Raw genomic sequence first — 15,606 nt, 5'->3', positions numbered from 1 at the left:
TAGGGGCGAGAGCTTCCCGTAGATTGCCCAAAGCCTGGGAGACATTGGCCCACCGCTGAAAAGATTTACAGAAACTTAATAGACTTATTGGTCTGTTTGTGTTATGCTGCTAAAAACAGACCAATAAGTCTATTTCTTTAAGGAGTATCCATTATGAAGCGCGAAGAAAAGAATTTTATCAGCCTGCAAAGAATTTTAGATACCGCTACGCAAGAGTTTGCGCGGCAGGGCTACGGCCTGAGTTCCGTCAATACCATCTGCAATTCAGGCGGCATTTCAAAAGGGATCCTTTATCACTATTTCAAAGACAAAGACGCACTCTATCTGGCCTGCCTGCAGACATGCTTTGACCGTTTGACCGCCGCGCTGAGAGAAGGCGCCGCGGATCTCCAGGGCTCCGCCGGCGAGTGCCTGGAATCTTACTTTGACACACGGCTGGCTTTCTTTGAAAAGAATCCCCAGCTGCTTCCTCTTTTTTGCGAAGCCGTCATTTCGCCGCCCACTCATTTGCAGAATGCCGTTCAGGAAATCAAAGCGGAGTTTGACGCGCTGAATGTTTTCGTGCTGACCGCACTGCTGGAAAAGGTACCTCTCCAGCCCGGCGTCACAGTGGACGAGGTGGGGGGGGTGTTCCGGCTGTACCAAGATTTTATCAACGCTCGGTACCGGATGGAGAACCTTGATTCCGACGGGTGGAAACAGCATGAGCAAGTCTGTAAGCGGTCGCTGCATATTTTGCTGTACGGCGTGGTGGAGCGGGGGGAAGAGATATGAGCGGGACAGCCACGAACGGCCGGGAATCCATTTTATCGGATGCAACGCCCGAAAAGGCAATCGTAAAGCTTGCCGTACCCGCAACGCTGGCCCTTCTGGCAAAGGCGGTCTATAACATCGTGGACACCGCGTATATCGGGATGCTGGACAGCGACATCGCCCTCGCGGCCGTGGGCGTCACCTTACCTCTGCTGCTGATTATGGTTTCGGTGGAAAACATTTTTGCGGCGGGCGCGGCGGTATTGGCGGGCCGGCAGCTGGGGGCGAATGACAGGGAGAGCGCCAACCGAACGGTGACCACCATCGTCGGGCTCTCCATGCTGATCGGCGTCGGCCTCTGCATTTTGGGGCTCCTGTTTATGGAACCGCTGCTGCGGGCTTTCGGCGCCTCAGACGCGGTCTTGCCCCAGGCAAAGGACTATGCGTTTTGGATGTTTATCGCCGCGCTGTTCAACCTCCCCGCCCAAAGCCTCAACTGCGCGGCCAGAGCGGAATCCTCGGTAAAAATTTCTTCCGTCGCCGTGATCGCCGGCGCGCTTCTGAATGTGCTGCTGGACCCGGTGTTCATGTTCTCTTGGGGATTTGATATGGGGGTGGAGGGCGCTTCCCTCGCCACCACCCTTTCCCAGTTTGTGACCTTTGGCATTCTGCTGTGGTTCTATTTGAGCGGCCGTTCCATCATCAAAGTCAAACCCCGCTATTTTAAGCCCTCCGGCGGTCTGGTGTGGAGCGTGATCTCCATCGGCATCCCCACGGCGGTCATCCAAATTTGTCTTGCAGTGGCTACCTCGCTCACCAATATCGCGGCAAAGCCCCTGCCGGATTCCGATCTCATCATTGCGGCCTACGGCGTGGTGCAGCGGTTGATCCTCATCGGCTGCTATGTGGTCATGGGCTTTATGCAGGGTTACCAGCCGGTGGCCTCCTACGCTTTCGGCGCAAAAAATGAGGAGCGGTTTCATCAGTCGGCGCGGTTTGCGCTCAGAGGCTCGCTGCTGCTGACCGTGGCGGTGGCGGCGGCGTATATCCTGCTGGCCCAGCCGCTCATACTGCTGTTTAACCGCAATCCGGCGGTGGTGGAGTTCGGGAAATGGCTGCTGATTTCGCAGGTGATTTTGTACCCCGCTTTCGGTTTGTGCTACATGATGACGATTACCTTTCAGACAATCGGCTCCTCTAAAATGGGGCTGTTCCTATCCTTGATTCGGCAAGGGATGTTCTATATCCCGTTCATCCTGCTTTTGCCCCGCATTTTCGGCGTGTCGGGCATCTACCTTTCACAGCCGGCCGCCGACGCACTGACGATACTTACCTGCGTCATTTTGATAAGGCCGATGAAACGCGCGGCGTCAAGAAAAATGGCGGAGAATAGACAGGAAGAAACAGACCCCAGGAGGCGCGGTGAAGATGGATAAAGTGATTGCGATCAGCCGGCAACACGGCAGCGGCGGTAGGCAAATTGGAAAACTTGTCTCCGAACAGTTGCATATCCCCTTTTATGACAAGGAGATCGTCCGGGAGGCCGTCTGTCAAAGCGGCCTCTGCGCGGAACAGTTTGACGGCGCAGATCTAAGGGGAGCGGGAAACGGTCTTTATTCGATTGTCCCGGGCGTACCCTTTGAACTGCCGGTAAAAGATACGCTGTACCTCGCCCAACGCGAAGCGATCTGTAACTTGGCTGCCGGCGGGCCTTGCGTGATCGTGGGCCGCGGCGCCTGCGAGGTGCTGAAGGGCAGACTTCCTTTGCTGCGCGTATTTATTTATGCGGATATGGAAACAAAAATCCGGCGTGTGGTGGAAGAATATCAGGAGCTACCGGAAAATGCAGAGAAGCGGCTCTATGCGGTCGACAAAAAGCGCATGGCATATTATTCTTTTTATGAAAAGAAAGAAAAAGAACGGGCAAAGTATTTCGACATCTGCATTGATAGCGGCAGCCTTGGAATCGACGGGGCCGTTCAGGTTATTTTATCGGCCTACCGTTAAATTCCGCGGCAACATTTTGGCAACAGAAAATCAGTTGGCAATACTGTACGCCGTCCCGCCCATGCTGGAGCGGCAGGCAGTGTCTGCGCGGACAAAACCGTGGTAAAACAAACCCAGGCAGCGTTTTGGGCTGTCTGGGTTCTTTTTTCGGCGCAAATATAGAATTTACAAATGAATTTCCTTTTATCGCTCTACGACAACCGTTAACTCTCTCCAACGGGGGCAGCTTTTCGATCTGCTCCGCTCCTCTCCGATTACTAACTTTTTTCATTTTACCCCAAAATGTTTCCGATGACAACGGTACCTCGATCAAGACGGGGCCGAGACAAAGCGATTGATTGGGCAGGATTTTGAGCGAAGCAGCCACATGGGCTTTGGCACACCGGATCTCATTCCGTCTCCCACATGATTGCGGCCCTTTGGGGAAATGCCGTCATGCCGGCGCCGGCAAACGAGGCGAAATAGACGTAGATTGCTTTCGCCTGGGCGGTAAGGTCCCGATCTGGCATGACCAGCCTCGGTACGGTGTCGAAGCCGCGGGCCGCCACGCTTTCAAATACCAGAAGACCCGTCATGCCGCTTTCCGTCGAAGCGGCGGAAGCGTAAGTAGGGACGGACAGCCGAACGGTATAGAGATTCCCGCTCGCGGTACGCTCCCTGCTGATGTACCCGTCCTCCACCAGGCGGCTCATGTGCTTGGTATAGGTATCCTTGTTGATCTGCAAGTCTCTCACGATTTTGTCCCGCTTGGGGAACGCCGTGCAGCCGCAACTGGCATAGGCGCAGATGTAAGCGTAGATGGTTTTGGCGAGAAGGGGGAACACCGAATGCGCATCACCGCCTTATGGATTTTTCCATATCCTTTGGAATTGATGCTGATTGGGTCAGGCATTTCTATCACCTCTCCGGCCTTCGCTGTCAAAAGAATAGGCACCCAAAATCGGGTGCCTTAAAGAAGATAGGGTTTCGATTTGTCAAATCCGTAGCGGCTATGCCATTAGAACCATTGTCTGCTGGAGATTTTGAAAAAAGATCAGAACTTGAGAACCCCCCAGTTTTTCCAGAAATCCTTATGTCATGCGGGTTGAAAAGACTTTTAGTGGTTGTTGGATTCCGACCAGTTCTGCTATCTTCTCTTTCGTTAAAGGCACTCAAAATCCGTTGGTGCCGCATCTCCGGCCTAAGAGCCGCCCTGCGGGCGGTTGGCCTCCGAAACGCCTCGCTGTGGCTCGGTGTGCGGGCGGGTACTCTGTTCGCTGCGCTCGCCCGGCGTGCGGTAGGAACCCTGACGGTTCCCCCAGACACGCCTCCTCCCTCCGATAACTTGTTGCCTGAATAGTGATTTTACCGCATTGCTGCAAGGGTAAGTCCATATGAGACTTACCCTTTTTTTCTTTATTTTTATGTGATATACTTTTCCAAAGAAAATTTTTTTACTGGTATAGCTAGAATGTGGAGGTGAAATAATGGAAATCCCAGGTGAGGGTCTAATCAGCACTGCAATAGAACAAGTGGTCGCAGGTGTTCAAATTAAAGTCTCGCAGATTGAAGAAAGTCGCAATAGAGAATTCTTATATCAGATGAAAGAATTAGAATTCTATAAAAGTAACTATGAGAAAGATTTGAAAGGAATTTTTGATTATTGGTTTGATGTAGTTAGAATTACTCATATCAAAGACAACTTACATTTAACAGAACAAGAACGTCAAAAGTATAATAAAAAATTTAGCGAGTTAGTTTATGTTGATAAAATTGCGCAGTATAAAATGAACACCTTAAAATATGGCGGAAGAGAAACTGGACGAATACTTGCATTACAGAACAAGTTACAACAAAAATTTTACGATGACAAACCGCGCGAAACTGAACTTTATTTATGGTGTAGAATTCTGGCTGTTTTAAAAAAGGATATACTCGGGCAGGATTTGGATCCGCTTGATATTCTCCGCGTTTTAGTTAACGACTATGACGAACATGAAAAAGAAATAATCGCTGCAAAAAATTATGTGGATAAAATATATGCCCAAACTTACGGTAAACCATGAGACTTGGGACCGAAGTGCTGGATGTAAACTCCGAGGGATATGCTGCATTTCAGAAATTTCTGAATGGTCTGGAGTATTTCCCGGAGAGCCTCCGCTTCCGGGGGCAGGTGAAGGGAATGCTGGAGATTTACTTTGAGCTGATCAAGCACAGGGGAACCGACTCTTACGCCGCACCTACGCACTATATTTTGCTGACCGAGGGCTATAACACCTGCTACTGCAACAACATTGTGCCGGGTGAAACCGAACGAACCTGCCGTAAAGTGGGCGCCCACAGGAAAGAGGCGAAGGAGCGTGCCGGAGTCACACCTGCCCAGAAGGAGTACGCTAAGGCTTAAAAGCAAGTGTTTCTATTTTGCATTTTAGTTGATAAACCAACGGCTCTTGGTTATGCCGCCACGTCATACCCGCAACTGAGCAAGAGGGTGGATAGTGACAGAACCAATTTATAATGTTATTATTTTATAGAGCGATTGGAAGTTCGCTGACCGCAAACTGCGGCAATTTGGGATTATCACAGAAAAGCATGGAAAGGCGGCCTGTGCATGCTTCATGTAAAGAACGGTGTGCCGGTTCTGGCACTGATCTGTTTGCTGGGCGCGTGCGCTGCGCCCGCCGATGGGCCGCAGGCGGAGCCGCCGTTCGCCAGCGGCTCATCCTTGGAGGCGACAGCGCCGGAAAGTGCCTCCCCCGCCGTACCCGCGGAAAAGGCGCCTCCAAAGGGCGGGGCCAAGGTCGAATGGCCGACATTGGAGGAGTCGATGGCGGCATATGCTGAGGTTTTGAATGGGAGCAGAAACGCAAGGTCCGACGAAGGAGAGATCCCTTTTGAGGATTTATTCAATCGCACGGAGGATGGGGAATTTTACGAATGGGAGAAATATGCCTTTTTCGACATGAACGGGGATGGGATTCCCGAGCTGCATCTATCCACCGGTCATGGAAACAGCTACGAAATCTATACTTATTATAATCAGGAGGTCATGCTCTGGTATCGTGGAGTCGATTACAACTATCCGCTTGAAAACCGCGCGATGGGATATATCCGATATGGGGCGGCCCCCACGCATATGGACTATCAATATAGGGTATTGGATTTTTGGGGCGATACACAGTTTTATATAGAATTCACGAAAGGCGATACAGACGAAAACGGAATTTATGATGAGCGGGATGATTATATCTATAAGGGCAAATGGATCTCAAAAGAGGAATGGGACAAGCTGACCGAGCCGTACCTGGCAGTCAAACCGGCCGACCTTTGCTGGAAGCCGATGCGCAATGATACGCCTTAAAGGATTTCCGGCTTATTCTTTTCTCGTATACGATAATCTTCCTCTGGTTTTCCGACACAGGCCCGCGTACCCGAAACCGGATAAAAAAGAGGCAAATCATTCCGGCGCCTTGACAAACGGCTGGCGGCGCGCTATAATGAACATTGTTCAGTTACGAAAGCGGGGTGGTTGCGGTCAACACGGTGGTGACGTCGAAAGAAGCGATTATGAAAACCTGCCGGGATATGGTGTCCGAACGGGGCCTGTCCGCCCTGGACATGCGTTCGGTCGCAAAGGCGTGCCATGTGGCGCTCGGGTCGCTCTACAACTACTTTCCCTCGAAGGACGCCCTGGTCACCGCGACCATCGAGAGCGTCTGGCAGGATATTTTCCACATGGAGCAGTGCTGCGAACAGAAGCCCTTCCCCGAATATGTCCGCTGGATCTTCGACAGCGTCCGGCAGGGGACCAGGGAGTATCCCCATTTTTTCACGGCGCATTCCATCAGCGTCGCCAGCTCCGCCAAGGAACAGGCGCGCAAAACCATGGAGCAGTATTTTTCCCACATGAAGGCGGGAATGGCGCAGTCGCTCCGGGCGGACCCGGCCGTCAGAAGGGACGCGTTTTCCGCGTCGTTTTCGGAATCGGACCTGATCGATTTCGTGCTGTCCAACCTTCTGACGCTGCTGGCCCGGCAGGAGGACGACTGCGAGGTGCTGCTTGAAGTGATCCGCCGGGTCCTGTATCCGGCCTGAAAGCCCGTCTGAGGACGGGTTTTCAAAGCGCTTATTGTGAACGCCGTTCAACTTGAAAGGAGATGCCGCGATGCAGGCAGTATTTGAAACCCTCTTCGACATCGTTTACCTGTCCACCGTCATCACGCTGGGATATCGGATGATCCGCGGCGGCAAAGGTCAAAAACAGTACCTGCTGTTTGGGATCATGGCCGTCGTCCTCGGCTGCGGGGACGCCTTCCATCTGATCCCCCGCGCCGTCGCGCTCTGCACCACGGGGCTGGAATCCTATCCCGCGGCGCTGGGCGTCGGGAAGCTGGTGACTTCAATCACCATGACCGTCTTTTACCTGCTGCTCTATTATGTGTGGCGGGCACGGTACCGGATCACCGGCCGGGCCGGGCTGACGGCGGCCGTCTGGGCGCTTTCGCTCTCCCGCATCCTCCTCTGCCTGGCGCCGCAGAACCGCTGGACCAGCGCCGACGCGCCGCTCAGCTGGGGGATCTACCGCAACATCCCCTTCGCGCTGCTGGGGCTGCTGATCGTGCTTCTCTTTTACCGGAGCGCCAAGCGGCACGGGGACCGCGCGTTTCGCTTCTTGTGGCTCGCCGTTCTGCTCAGCTTCGCCTTCTACCTTCCGGTCGTGCTCTTTGCCGACGCCCTGCCGCCGGTCGGCATGCTGATGATCCCCAAAACCTGCGTCTACGTCTGGATGGTCGTAATGGGCTTCCGGGCGATGAAAGGAGAACGCTGATATGAAAAAATACCTGAATTTCGCGTTTGCTTATGCGGTCCTCGCCATGGCGGGCGGCGTATTTTACCGCGAATTTACCAAGTGGAACGCCTTTACGGGCGCGACGGCCCTGGGCAAGGTGCACACCCACCTGTTTATCCTGGGGATGTTCCTCTTTCTGATCGTCGCGCTCTTTGCCGGGCGCGGGGACGGCCTGGAGCGTTACAAATCCTTCCGCGCCTTCCTGTATCTCTACAACGTGGGGCTCCCGCTCACGGCGGTCATGATGGTGGCGCGCGGGATCCCTCAGGTGCTTGCGCTTCCGCTTTCCAAGGGGATGGACGCGGCGATCTCCGGGATTGCCGGGATCGGGCATATCCTCCTCGGGACGGGCGTCGTCCTGCTCCTTCTGTCGCTGAAAAAAGCGGCGCGGCACGCGGAGACCGCGGCGCAGGGCCACCGTTAGCGGGCGCGGCGCGCGGGAATCCGTGGAGAGAAAGGGGAAAGACCGATGGTAAGGGAAATCATGAGGGACGAAGCGTTCCTGGCGCGGAAGGCCGAACCGGCCGGGGAGGCCGACCTGCCCGCCGCGAGGGACCTGCTGGACACGCTGGAGGCCCACAGACAGGGCTGCGTGGGCATGGCGGCCAATATGATCGGCGTCAGCAAACGCATCATCGCCTTTGAAAACGAGGGAAACTACACGGTGATGTTTAACCCCGAGATCATCAGGCGTTCCGAGCCCTATGAGACGGAGGAGGGCTGTCTTTCCCTCTCCGGCACCCGGAAGGTCAAGCGCTGGAAATCCATCAAGGTGCGTTACCAGAACGAATCGTTCCAGACGCGCCTGAAGACCTTCGCCGGCTGGACCGCCCAGATCATCCAGCACGAGGTGGACCACTGCGAGGGGATCCTCATCTGAGGTCTCCGGGCCCGGAAAAACGCACCGCTTCCGCGGTGCGTTTTTTTGTCCGCGGCGGGGGACGCGGGGCGTTCCAAAAAAACGCGGAATATGGTAGAATAACGGCGGGAACCTTGCGGAGCGGGAGGCGGCCATGAAAAAAATCGTCCTGTTATCAGACACCCACGGCCTCCTGCGGGAGGAGGTCAAGGCCCTGCTGGCCGAGGCGGACGCCGTCGTCCACGCCGGGGATTTCGACACCCCGGAAGTCGCGGACGCGCTGCGCGCCTGCGCGGAGCCCCACCTTGTCCGGGGCAACAACGACGGAGCGTGGGCGGAGGACCTTCCCCGGACGCTCGCGTTCACCATCGAGGGGGTGCGCTTCTTCCTGGCGCACAACCGGAGGGACGTGCCGCGCGGGCTGAACGGCGTGGACGTGGTGGTCTGCGGGCACTCCCACAAGTACGCCTCGGAGGACCGGGGCGGGGTGCTGTGGCTCAACCCCGGAGGCTGCGGCAGGCGGCGGTTCGGCCTGGAGCTCACCCTCTGCCTGATGGAGGTTGACGCGGGCCGTTACCGCGTGGAAAAGATTTTTCTTCCCCGGGAGGGATAAAACGATGGAACTGGGACTGACGATCCCGCTGCGGCGGCATTTGAAGATGAACAGCCTCCCCCACGGAGAGACGCCCGACCGCGGGGCCTGCTGGGACCTGCACGTCATCACCCTCCGGGGGCGGAAGAGCCTGCTCGCGGTCCACTGCCGCAGCCGCTACGCCTTCGTCCTCTTCGGCCTGAGCGGCGCCGAGTGGGAGGCGCTGCCCGCGACCTTCCTCGAGGGGCTTCGCAGGAGCCTGGACGCCGCCGGCGTCGAGTCGGAGACCGCCGGGGAGTACCTCCGCCACGCGGGGGAAATCCGGCTGACGAGGACGCACGGGCGGCGGGAGGTCGCCTTTCTCAACCGGGCGTGGGAGGATGTGACGGCGCTGGACCATGCGCTGGACCCCTCCCGCCGGGAACAGCCGCTTCTGGACCGCGAAGTCAACGCAAAGCCCAGCCGCTGCGCCGGGTGCGACGGCACGGGCCCGGCGCGGCAGCGTCTGGCGCGGAGCCTGCGATAAGGAGGCGCCTATGCGGATCATCATATCCCCCGCGAAAAAAATGCATGAGGACGCCGACAGCCTCGAACCCCTCGGCCCGCCCCGGTTTTTGCCGGAGGCGGAACGCCTGCTGTCCGTCCTGCGCCCGATGCCGCTGCGGGAGTTGAAGGCCCTCTGGCAGTGCAGCGACGCGATCGCCGCCCTCAACGCGAAGCGGCTGCGCCGCATGGACCTGCGCGGGCGGCTGACCCCGGCGGTCCTCTCCTACGAGGGCATCCAGTACCAGTACATGGCCCCCGGCGTCTTTGAGACAGGGCAGTTCGCCTACCTTCAGGAGCACCTGCGCATCCTCTCGGGCTTTTACGGCCTGCTGCGGCCCTTCGACGGGGTGGTCCCCTACCGGCTCGAGATGCAGGCCAGGCTCCCGGTCGACGGGCACCGGGACCTTTACGGCTTCTGGGGGGACAAGCCCGCGCGGGCGCTGGCCGGGGAGACGGACCTTCTGGTCAACCTTGCATCGGCGGAGTACAGCCGGGCGGTGAAGCCGCATCTGCCGCCCCAGGTGCGGTTCCTCACCTGCACCTTCGGGGAGTGGAAGGAGGGGCGGGTGATCGAAAAGGGGACGCTCTGCAAGATGGCGCGGGGACGGATGGTGCGGTGGCTGGCGGAAAACAACGTCACCGCCGCCGGGGACATCCGGGAGTTCCGCGAGTTGGGATACCGGTATAACGCCGGCTGTTCCGGGGAAAATCACTATGTATTCATCAAGGAGGATGGCTGATATGCTGGAAGCCGGAACCAAAGCGCCCGATTTCACCCTGCCGGACAAGGACGGACGGCCCGTCTCCCTGTCGGACTTCCGGGGGAAAAAGGTCGTGCTCTATTTTTATCCCAGGGACGACACCCCCGGCTGCACCCGTCAGGCCTGCGCCTTCGCGGCGGCCTACGACGCGTTCCGGGAGCTGGACGCGGTGGTCATCGGGGTGAGCAGGGATTCCGCCGCCTCCCACCGGAAATTCGCCGAAAAGCACGGCCTGCCCTTCCTGCTTCTCTCCGACCCGGAGCTGACCGTCCTGCAGGCCTACGGCGTCTGGCAGGAGAAGAAGCTCTACGGAAAGGTGAGCATGGGGGTCGTGCGGAGCACCTACCTCATCGACGGGGAGGGCGTGATCGAAAGGGCCATGCCGAAGGTTAAGCCGGACACCAACGCGGAGGAAATCCTCGCGTATCTCCGGGATCGCCGCGGCGGGAAATAAAAAGAACAGGCGGGAGGGCGCGTCAGCGCCCTCCCGCCTTTCCGCCGGCATTCCTCCGGCGTCGTGTAGTCAACAGTTTTTTTGTCCAATTTTTGCAAATCGGATGCAAAAAGCCCGGGAAGCGGGGCGAAACCCGGGCGTACCGGGCTTATTATTAAAGCCGCTTTGGACGGGCTGTTTGTGACGGTCAATTTATGGTAGACTGTTTTCAGAATGATTGAGGAGGCACGCTTATGACCTACAAATACCGTTATATCCGGCGGGAGCTGTACGAAGCCAACCCCGCGAAAAGGTTGAAGTCCTTCCGGAGCCCGTCGGAAATGTCCCGGCTGATCAGGTGGCCCCTGTGGGTCATGGGGATCGGAGGGATCTGCTTGACGGTCTACTTGCTCTGGCTTTTGTTTACCATGCCCCAAAGCCCGCTGGTGCCGGTACTGTCCGTCATCGTACTTTTTCTGTCGCTGGCCGCGTCGTTTTCGCGGGAAAAGCTCTTTTACCACCTCCCCGCGCGGGAAAAGGAGCTGGCGGAGCAGCAACGCGACTACATCGAATACCTTGCGGGCATCCGGGCCGTCCTGATCAAGCACGGAATCGACGGGTCGGAGAAGCTGCGAAAGCTGAAGGCCGAATGCGAAACGCTTTTGAAGGCGCGGGAAGAAAAATACGCAAGGTTTCACCGGGTCATCATCGACATGCTGATCAGCGTGCCCGTGGCCGCCCTGATCACCGGCCTGATCTATCAGGACAGCGGTGTGGTGCCTGTGGCAACGGCGTCGGTGCTGCTGTTGGGGCTGCTGGTCTTCGGGCTGGCGAAGCTGTTCAGCAAGATCGATTACTATTCCGACGGGTATTTCAAGGACCAGAACCTGTTGGACGCGATCAGCGAGGTGGAATACGCGGGCTGGCCGTTTGGGGCTCCCGGCGGGACGCGGACGGACGGGGAGGAGGCGCAGGCGGCGGACGAGGTCCGCGCAGTCTGACACGGGTGCGTCCAAATAGAAAAGGGCGTCCCCGCCGTATGGCGGGGACGCCCTTTGGGGATCAGATCAGAGAACGGTGAGGACGATGTTCAGCAGCCACATCAGGATGGAGACCACGACGCCGATGATGCCGAGGACATAGCCCGCCGTCGCGCGGCCGCTGTTCGTGCTCTTGCGCCCGACCGCGCCGCTCGAGACGGCGACGGCCGAGAGGATGACGCCGATCAGCGGGATGAAGAAGGCGAGCAGCACGCCGAGGATGCCTGTCACGAGGGCGACGGTCGCCTTGCCGGTGGGGTTGTGGACCTCGACGGGGACGGGGGCCGCGGGGGCCGCGGCGGCGTCCGGCTGCGGCGCGGCGCCGCCCTCCGGGACGGGAACGTCCTGCGAGAGCAGGCTCATGAGCGCGTCAACGCGGTTTTTGAGCGCCTTTTTGGGAACCGCGCCGTAAAACCCGTCGAGGCCGTGCTCGCCGAACGATTTGATCCACGCCTCGAGGTGAATATTTCCCTGCGAGTAGCGAAAACTGATGAAGGACGGCGCGGTCAGGAACCCGACGCCCTTTTTCCAGACCGTCTCGCCTTTGTAGTTGACCTGCCGGAAGCCTTCCTTCGCGAAGAAGTCCTCCGAGACGAACTTGATGAAGTCGTCGGGCTTGCCGCTCTGGTAATCCGCAATGAATCTGGACATATGTACGCCTCCTCTTTTTGATGGAACCTCGCTATCAATCATAGCATAATTCCCCGCGAAATGGAATCTTTCCCTTCTGGTTGGTTTGCCCGCGGGAATATGCTATAATGACGGTGGTACAATCTGAAAACCTTCCGGCGGGCCCAAAGGGGACACCGCCCATCCAAAAACGGGGAGGGAAACAATCATGGCCGCTGCGCTGACGCCGCTGAGAATCTGGCTCAAAGACCTCTTTGTCCTGCTCCTTTCGATGGTCCCCATCGCCGAGAACCGCCTGGCCATCCCGGTCGCCGCCGCGCTGCGCCTCAAGTGGCAGCAGGCGTTCCTCTGCACGACGGCGGGCAGCTTCCTGCCCGTGCCCTATGTGATGAAGGGCAGCGGGCCGCTGGCCGACCGCGCCCGCAGGGTCGGCTTTGTCGAGCGCGGACTCGGGCGGGTCGAACGGTTCGCCCAAAAGCACCCCGGGCTCTTCCGCAACGGCTCCGTGTTCATCCTTGCCGTCTTCGTCGGCATCCCCTTCACAGGGATCGGCGTGTGGATCGCCTCCTTCGTCGCGGGCGCGCTCGGGTTCGACCGGCGCAGCTCGATGGCCGCCATCCTCGTCGGCACGGTGATCTCGGGGCTCTTTACCACCGCGTGCACCTACGGGGTGATCGTCGGCGTGAAAACGCTCTTCCGGTGCGTCACCCGGGCCGCATGAATCTTGAGGCGGAGGGCCGCTTTCCCATTTGGGGAAGCGGCCCTTTTTCTTTCCCCGCGAATGTTGTATAATATCCGCAGAGCTGTTATGACCTGCGAGGGCCCGCGCCCGCGGGGGCGGGCCCGGCGGAGAAGCGTTGAACGGAGGATACGGGATGCGGATTATTGTGATTGACGGACAGGGCGGCGGCATCGGGCGCAGCCTGACGGAAAAGCTGCGCGCGGAGCTGCCGGAGGCGGAGCTCGTGGCGGTGGGGACCAACTCGGCCGCGACCGCGAACATGATGCGGGCGGGCGCCAACGTGGGGGCGACGGGGGAAAACGCCGTCGTCTTCAACTGCGCGCGCACCGATGTGATCGTCGGGCCGCTCGGCATCATCCTGGCCGACGCGATGCTCGGGGAGATCACCCCGCGCATGGCCTGCGCCGTGGCGGCCAGCCGCGCCAAAAAGGTGCTCATCCCCGCCGCCAAGCAGCATATGACGATCGTGGGCATCGAGGACCTGCCCCTCTCCCGCTATATCGACGAGGCGGTCGCCTGCGTGCGGGATTTCTGCGGGAGGGATTGACGGTATGCCGGAGGGACCATACGACGTCGCGATCATCGGGCTGGGCCCGGCGGGTGCGACCGCAGCGCGGCTGCTCGACAGCCGCCTGCGGGTGATCGCAATCGATCAAAAACAGGCGGCGGGCGGCTTCCAAAAGCCGTGCGGCGGCCTGCTCGCGCCCGACGCGCAGAAGGCGCTCGCGCGGTTCGACCTGACCCTTCCCAAGGAGGTGCTCGTAGACCCGCAGATCTTCGCGGTGCGCACCATCGACCTGAAATCGGGACTCACCCGCCACTACCAGCGGATGTACCTCAACCTCGACCGGCACCGGTTCGACCGCTGGCTCCGGTCGCTCATCCCCGCCGGGGTGCGCGTGGAGGAGGGCTGCGTGTGCAGGCGCGTCGAGCGGACTTCCGGGGGCTTTTGCGTCCTCTACGAAAAGGAGGGCGCGCTCCGCGAAATCACCGCGCGTTACCTCGTGGGCGCGGACGGGGCGGGTTCCCTCGTGCGGCGGGCCTTCTTCCCGGAGGTCTCCATCCGCAGGTATGTCGCGATCCAGCAGTGGTTCCCCGACGAAAACCCCAACCCCTTCTACTCCTGCGTCTTCGACCCGGAGAACACCGACTGCTATTCCTGGTCGATCTGCAAGGACGGGTCGTTCATCTTCGGGGGCGCCTATCCCGCCCGGGGATGCCGCGCGCGGTTCGAGCGGCAGAAGGAAAAGCTCGCGGCGCTCGGCTTCCAGTTCGGCGAGCCGGTCAAAACCGAGGCCTGCCTGCTGCTGCGGCCCGCCGGGCGGCGGCAATTCTGCACGGGAAGGGACGGCGTGTTCCTCGCGGGGGAGGCGGCGGGCTTTGTCAGCCCGAGCTCCCTGGAGGGGATCAGCAGCGCGATCCTCAGCGGCTCCCGGCTCGCCCGCGCCCTGAACGGGGACGGCGACCCCGTCCGCGCTTACGCGCGCGGCTGCCGCGCGCTGCGCCGCAAGCTGTGGCTGAAGCTGCTCAAATGCCCCTTCCTCTACGACCCCGGCCTGCGGCGGCTCGTGATGAAAAGCGGCCTTGAGGCGATCGGCGTGGAGCGGCCCGAGCAGGCCCGCCCCACGGCCGGCGGGCGTTGACGCGCGCGGCGCCCTGCCCGCGTCAAACGTTTTGGGGGCCGGGGGGCTTTTCAAAGCCCTCCCGGAACGTTCCCCCGGGACTGGACTTTTTTGCGCCTATGGGTTACTATGGGAGTAACAGAAGATTCCGAATACTGCATGCAGTTTGGAATTCTGGTATCAAAACGAAAGCATTGGAGGAATTCCTATGACAAAGCCGCTGCCCTGCTGCCCTGTGGAGACGACGCTCCTGCTCATCGGGGACAAGTGGAAGGTGATGATCCTGCGCGACCTGATGACCGGGACCAAGCGGTTCGGGGCGCTGCGCCGGAGCATCCCGGCGATCAGCCAGAAGATGCTGACCCAGCAGCTGCGCGCGATGGAGGCGGACGGGCTGGTGCACCGGGAGGTGTACGCCGAGGTGCCGCCGCGGGTGGAATACTCGCTGACCGAAACGGGCGAAAGCCTGCGCCCGGTGCTCGACGCGATGAACGTGTGGGGCCGGCAGTACCAGCGGGACCAGGGGGAGGGCGTCGCATGAAAAGCGACCTGCGGACAATCCCCGGCGTCGGGTCCAACATGGAGGAACACCTGCTGCGGCTGGGCGTCTCCTCGGTCGCGTCGCTGCGCGGGCAGGACCCGGAGGAGCTCTACGAGCGTGACTGCGTGCTGCACGGGGGCGTGCTCGACCGCTGCGTGCTCTACGTCTACCGCTGCGCCGTCTACTTCGCGGAAACCGATTGTCCCGAACGGGAGAAATGCAGCTGGTGGTACTGGAAGGATCAGGTGTAGC

22 protein-coding genes are annotated in these 15,606 nt (G+C 59.3%); 20 read left to right on the top strand and 2 right to left on the bottom strand.

What is annotated here, in order from left to right; genetic code table 11:
* Positions 1–153: 153 nt before the first annotated feature.
* Genes ACZO3G_RS04700 through ACZO3G_RS04690 form a run of 3 tightly spaced genes read left to right on the top strand, consistent with a single transcriptional unit; the run spans position 154 to position 2,760 of the window.
* The gene (locus ACZO3G_RS04700; RefSeq protein ID WP_302550010.1) at positions 154–774 is read left to right on the top strand and encodes a TetR/AcrR family transcriptional regulator; all 621 of its coding nucleotides are present in this window, start codon (positions 154–156) and stop codon (positions 772–774) included.
* The gene (locus ACZO3G_RS04695) at positions 771–2,189 is read left to right on the top strand and encodes an MATE family efflux transporter (protein WP_302550009.1); all 1,419 of its coding nucleotides are present in this window, start codon (positions 771–773) and stop codon (positions 2,187–2,189) included. The genes ACZO3G_RS04700 and ACZO3G_RS04695 overlap by 4 nt, the downstream gene beginning before the upstream one ends.
* On the top strand, positions 2,182–2,760 hold the full coding sequence (locus tag ACZO3G_RS04690) for a cytidylate kinase-like family protein (protein ID WP_302550008.1): 579 nt from the start codon (positions 2,182–2,184) through the stop codon (positions 2,758–2,760). The genes ACZO3G_RS04695 and ACZO3G_RS04690 overlap by 8 nt, the downstream gene beginning before the upstream one ends.
* 389 nt (positions 2,761–3,149) lie before the next feature.
* Here the strand turns inward: ACZO3G_RS04690 and ACZO3G_RS04685 are convergent, their stop codons facing one another.
* On the bottom strand, positions 3,150–3,584 hold the full coding sequence (locus tag ACZO3G_RS04685; protein WP_368044109.1) for a helix-turn-helix domain-containing protein: 435 nt from the start codon (positions 3,582–3,584) through the stop codon (positions 3,150–3,152).
* A gap of 642 nt (positions 3,585–4,226) precedes the next feature.
* On the opposite strand from ACZO3G_RS04685, the gene ACZO3G_RS04680 reads away from it, so the two are divergent.
* The 12 genes from ACZO3G_RS04680 to ACZO3G_RS04625 all read left to right on the top strand — a co-directional run bounded on the left by ACZO3G_RS04680 (position 4,227) and on the right by ACZO3G_RS04625 (position 11,780).
* Positions 4,227–4,805, top strand: a complete 579-nt coding sequence (locus ACZO3G_RS04680; RefSeq protein WP_146021734.1) for a hypothetical protein — start codon at positions 4,227–4,229, stop codon at positions 4,803–4,805.
* 14 nt (positions 4,806–4,819) lie between these two features.
* Complete coding sequence (locus tag ACZO3G_RS04675) at positions 4,820–5,143, top strand: DUF6076 domain-containing protein (RefSeq protein WP_288234127.1); 324 nt, start codon at positions 4,820–4,822, stop codon at positions 5,141–5,143.
* A 207-nt stretch (positions 5,144–5,350) separates the two neighbouring features.
* Positions 5,351–6,100 carry a hypothetical protein gene (locus ACZO3G_RS04670; protein WP_288234128.1) on the top strand — a complete coding sequence of 250 codons (750 nt, stop codon included), beginning with the start codon at positions 5,351–5,353 and terminating at the stop codon, positions 6,098–6,100.
* A gap of 206 nt (positions 6,101–6,306) precedes the next feature.
* Entirely contained in the window at positions 6,307–6,834 is a 528-nt protein-coding gene (locus ACZO3G_RS04665; RefSeq protein ID WP_101552915.1) for a TetR/AcrR family transcriptional regulator, read from the top strand.
* A gap of 70 nt (positions 6,835–6,904) precedes the next feature.
* Positions 6,905–7,567: a hypothetical protein gene (locus ACZO3G_RS04660; RefSeq protein WP_277138576.1), complete on the top strand. Its 663-nt coding sequence runs from the start codon at positions 6,905–6,907 to the stop codon at positions 7,565–7,567.
* Between the two features lies 1 nt (position 7,568).
* On the top strand, positions 7,569–8,012 hold the full coding sequence (locus ACZO3G_RS04655) for a DUF2871 domain-containing protein (protein WP_277138577.1): 444 nt from the start codon (positions 7,569–7,571) through the stop codon (positions 8,010–8,012).
* A gap of 45 nt (positions 8,013–8,057) precedes the next feature.
* Complete coding sequence (locus tag ACZO3G_RS04650) at positions 8,058–8,468, top strand: peptide deformylase (protein WP_277138579.1); 411 nt, start codon at positions 8,058–8,060, stop codon at positions 8,466–8,468.
* A 133-nt stretch (positions 8,469–8,601) separates the two neighbouring features.
* The gene (locus tag ACZO3G_RS04645; RefSeq protein ID WP_277138580.1) at positions 8,602–9,060 is read left to right on the top strand and encodes a metallophosphoesterase family protein; all 459 of its coding nucleotides are present in this window, start codon (positions 8,602–8,604) and stop codon (positions 9,058–9,060) included.
* A gap of 4 nt (positions 9,061–9,064) precedes the next feature.
* Positions 9,065–9,565, top strand: coding sequence for a DUF6933 domain-containing protein (locus ACZO3G_RS04640; RefSeq protein WP_277138581.1), 501 nt, complete (start codon positions 9,065–9,067; stop codon positions 9,563–9,565).
* Between the two features lie 10 nt (positions 9,566–9,575).
* Positions 9,576–10,325 carry a peroxide stress protein YaaA gene (gene yaaA, locus ACZO3G_RS04635; RefSeq protein WP_277138582.1) on the top strand — a complete coding sequence of 250 codons (750 nt, stop codon included), beginning with the start codon at positions 9,576–9,578 and terminating at the stop codon, positions 10,323–10,325.
* Between the two features lies 1 nt (position 10,326).
* The gene (bcp, locus tag ACZO3G_RS04630; RefSeq protein WP_101552928.1) at positions 10,327–10,800 is read left to right on the top strand and encodes a thioredoxin-dependent thiol peroxidase; all 474 of its coding nucleotides are present in this window, start codon (positions 10,327–10,329) and stop codon (positions 10,798–10,800) included.
* A 233-nt stretch (positions 10,801–11,033) separates the two neighbouring features.
* A complete protein-coding gene (locus tag ACZO3G_RS04625) occupies positions 11,034–11,780 on the top strand; it encodes a hypothetical protein (RefSeq protein ID WP_277138583.1) in 747 nt (248 codons plus the stop codon).
* 66 nt (positions 11,781–11,846) lie between these two features.
* Here the strand turns inward: ACZO3G_RS04625 and ACZO3G_RS04620 are convergent, their stop codons facing one another.
* Positions 11,847–12,470 carry a DUF4190 domain-containing protein gene (locus ACZO3G_RS04620; protein ID WP_101552932.1) on the bottom strand — a complete coding sequence of 208 codons (624 nt, stop codon included), beginning with the start codon at positions 12,468–12,470 and terminating at the stop codon, positions 11,847–11,849.
* Positions 12,471–12,657: 187 nt separating this feature from the next.
* Between ACZO3G_RS04620 and ACZO3G_RS04615 the strand changes: the two genes are divergently transcribed.
* From ACZO3G_RS04615 to ACZO3G_RS04595, 5 genes are all read left to right on the top strand, one after another.
* The gene (locus tag ACZO3G_RS04615) at positions 12,658–13,170 is read left to right on the top strand and encodes a COG2426 family protein (protein ID WP_101552934.1); all 513 of its coding nucleotides are present in this window, start codon (positions 12,658–12,660) and stop codon (positions 13,168–13,170) included.
* A gap of 154 nt (positions 13,171–13,324) precedes the next feature.
* Positions 13,325–13,738, top strand: coding sequence for a DUF3842 family protein (locus ACZO3G_RS04610; protein ID WP_276872562.1), 414 nt, complete (start codon positions 13,325–13,327; stop codon positions 13,736–13,738).
* A gap of 4 nt (positions 13,739–13,742) precedes the next feature.
* Complete coding sequence (locus tag ACZO3G_RS04605; RefSeq protein WP_276872563.1) at positions 13,743–14,834, top strand: FAD-binding protein; 1,092 nt, start codon at positions 13,743–13,745, stop codon at positions 14,832–14,834.
* 187 nt (positions 14,835–15,021) lie between these two features.
* Positions 15,022–15,354 carry a winged helix-turn-helix transcriptional regulator gene (locus ACZO3G_RS04600; protein WP_276872564.1) on the top strand — a complete coding sequence of 111 codons (333 nt, stop codon included), beginning with the start codon at positions 15,022–15,024 and terminating at the stop codon, positions 15,352–15,354.
* Entirely contained in the window at positions 15,351–15,605 is a 255-nt protein-coding gene (locus ACZO3G_RS04595; RefSeq protein WP_101552942.1) for a helix-hairpin-helix domain-containing protein, read from the top strand. The genes ACZO3G_RS04600 and ACZO3G_RS04595 overlap by 4 nt, the downstream gene beginning before the upstream one ends.
* The last annotated feature ends 1 nt before the right edge of the window (position 15,606 follow it).

It is taken from the genome of Anaerotruncus sp. (genome assembly GCF_057433415.1).
This window is presented reverse-complemented; position numbering and strand designations above follow the sequence as displayed.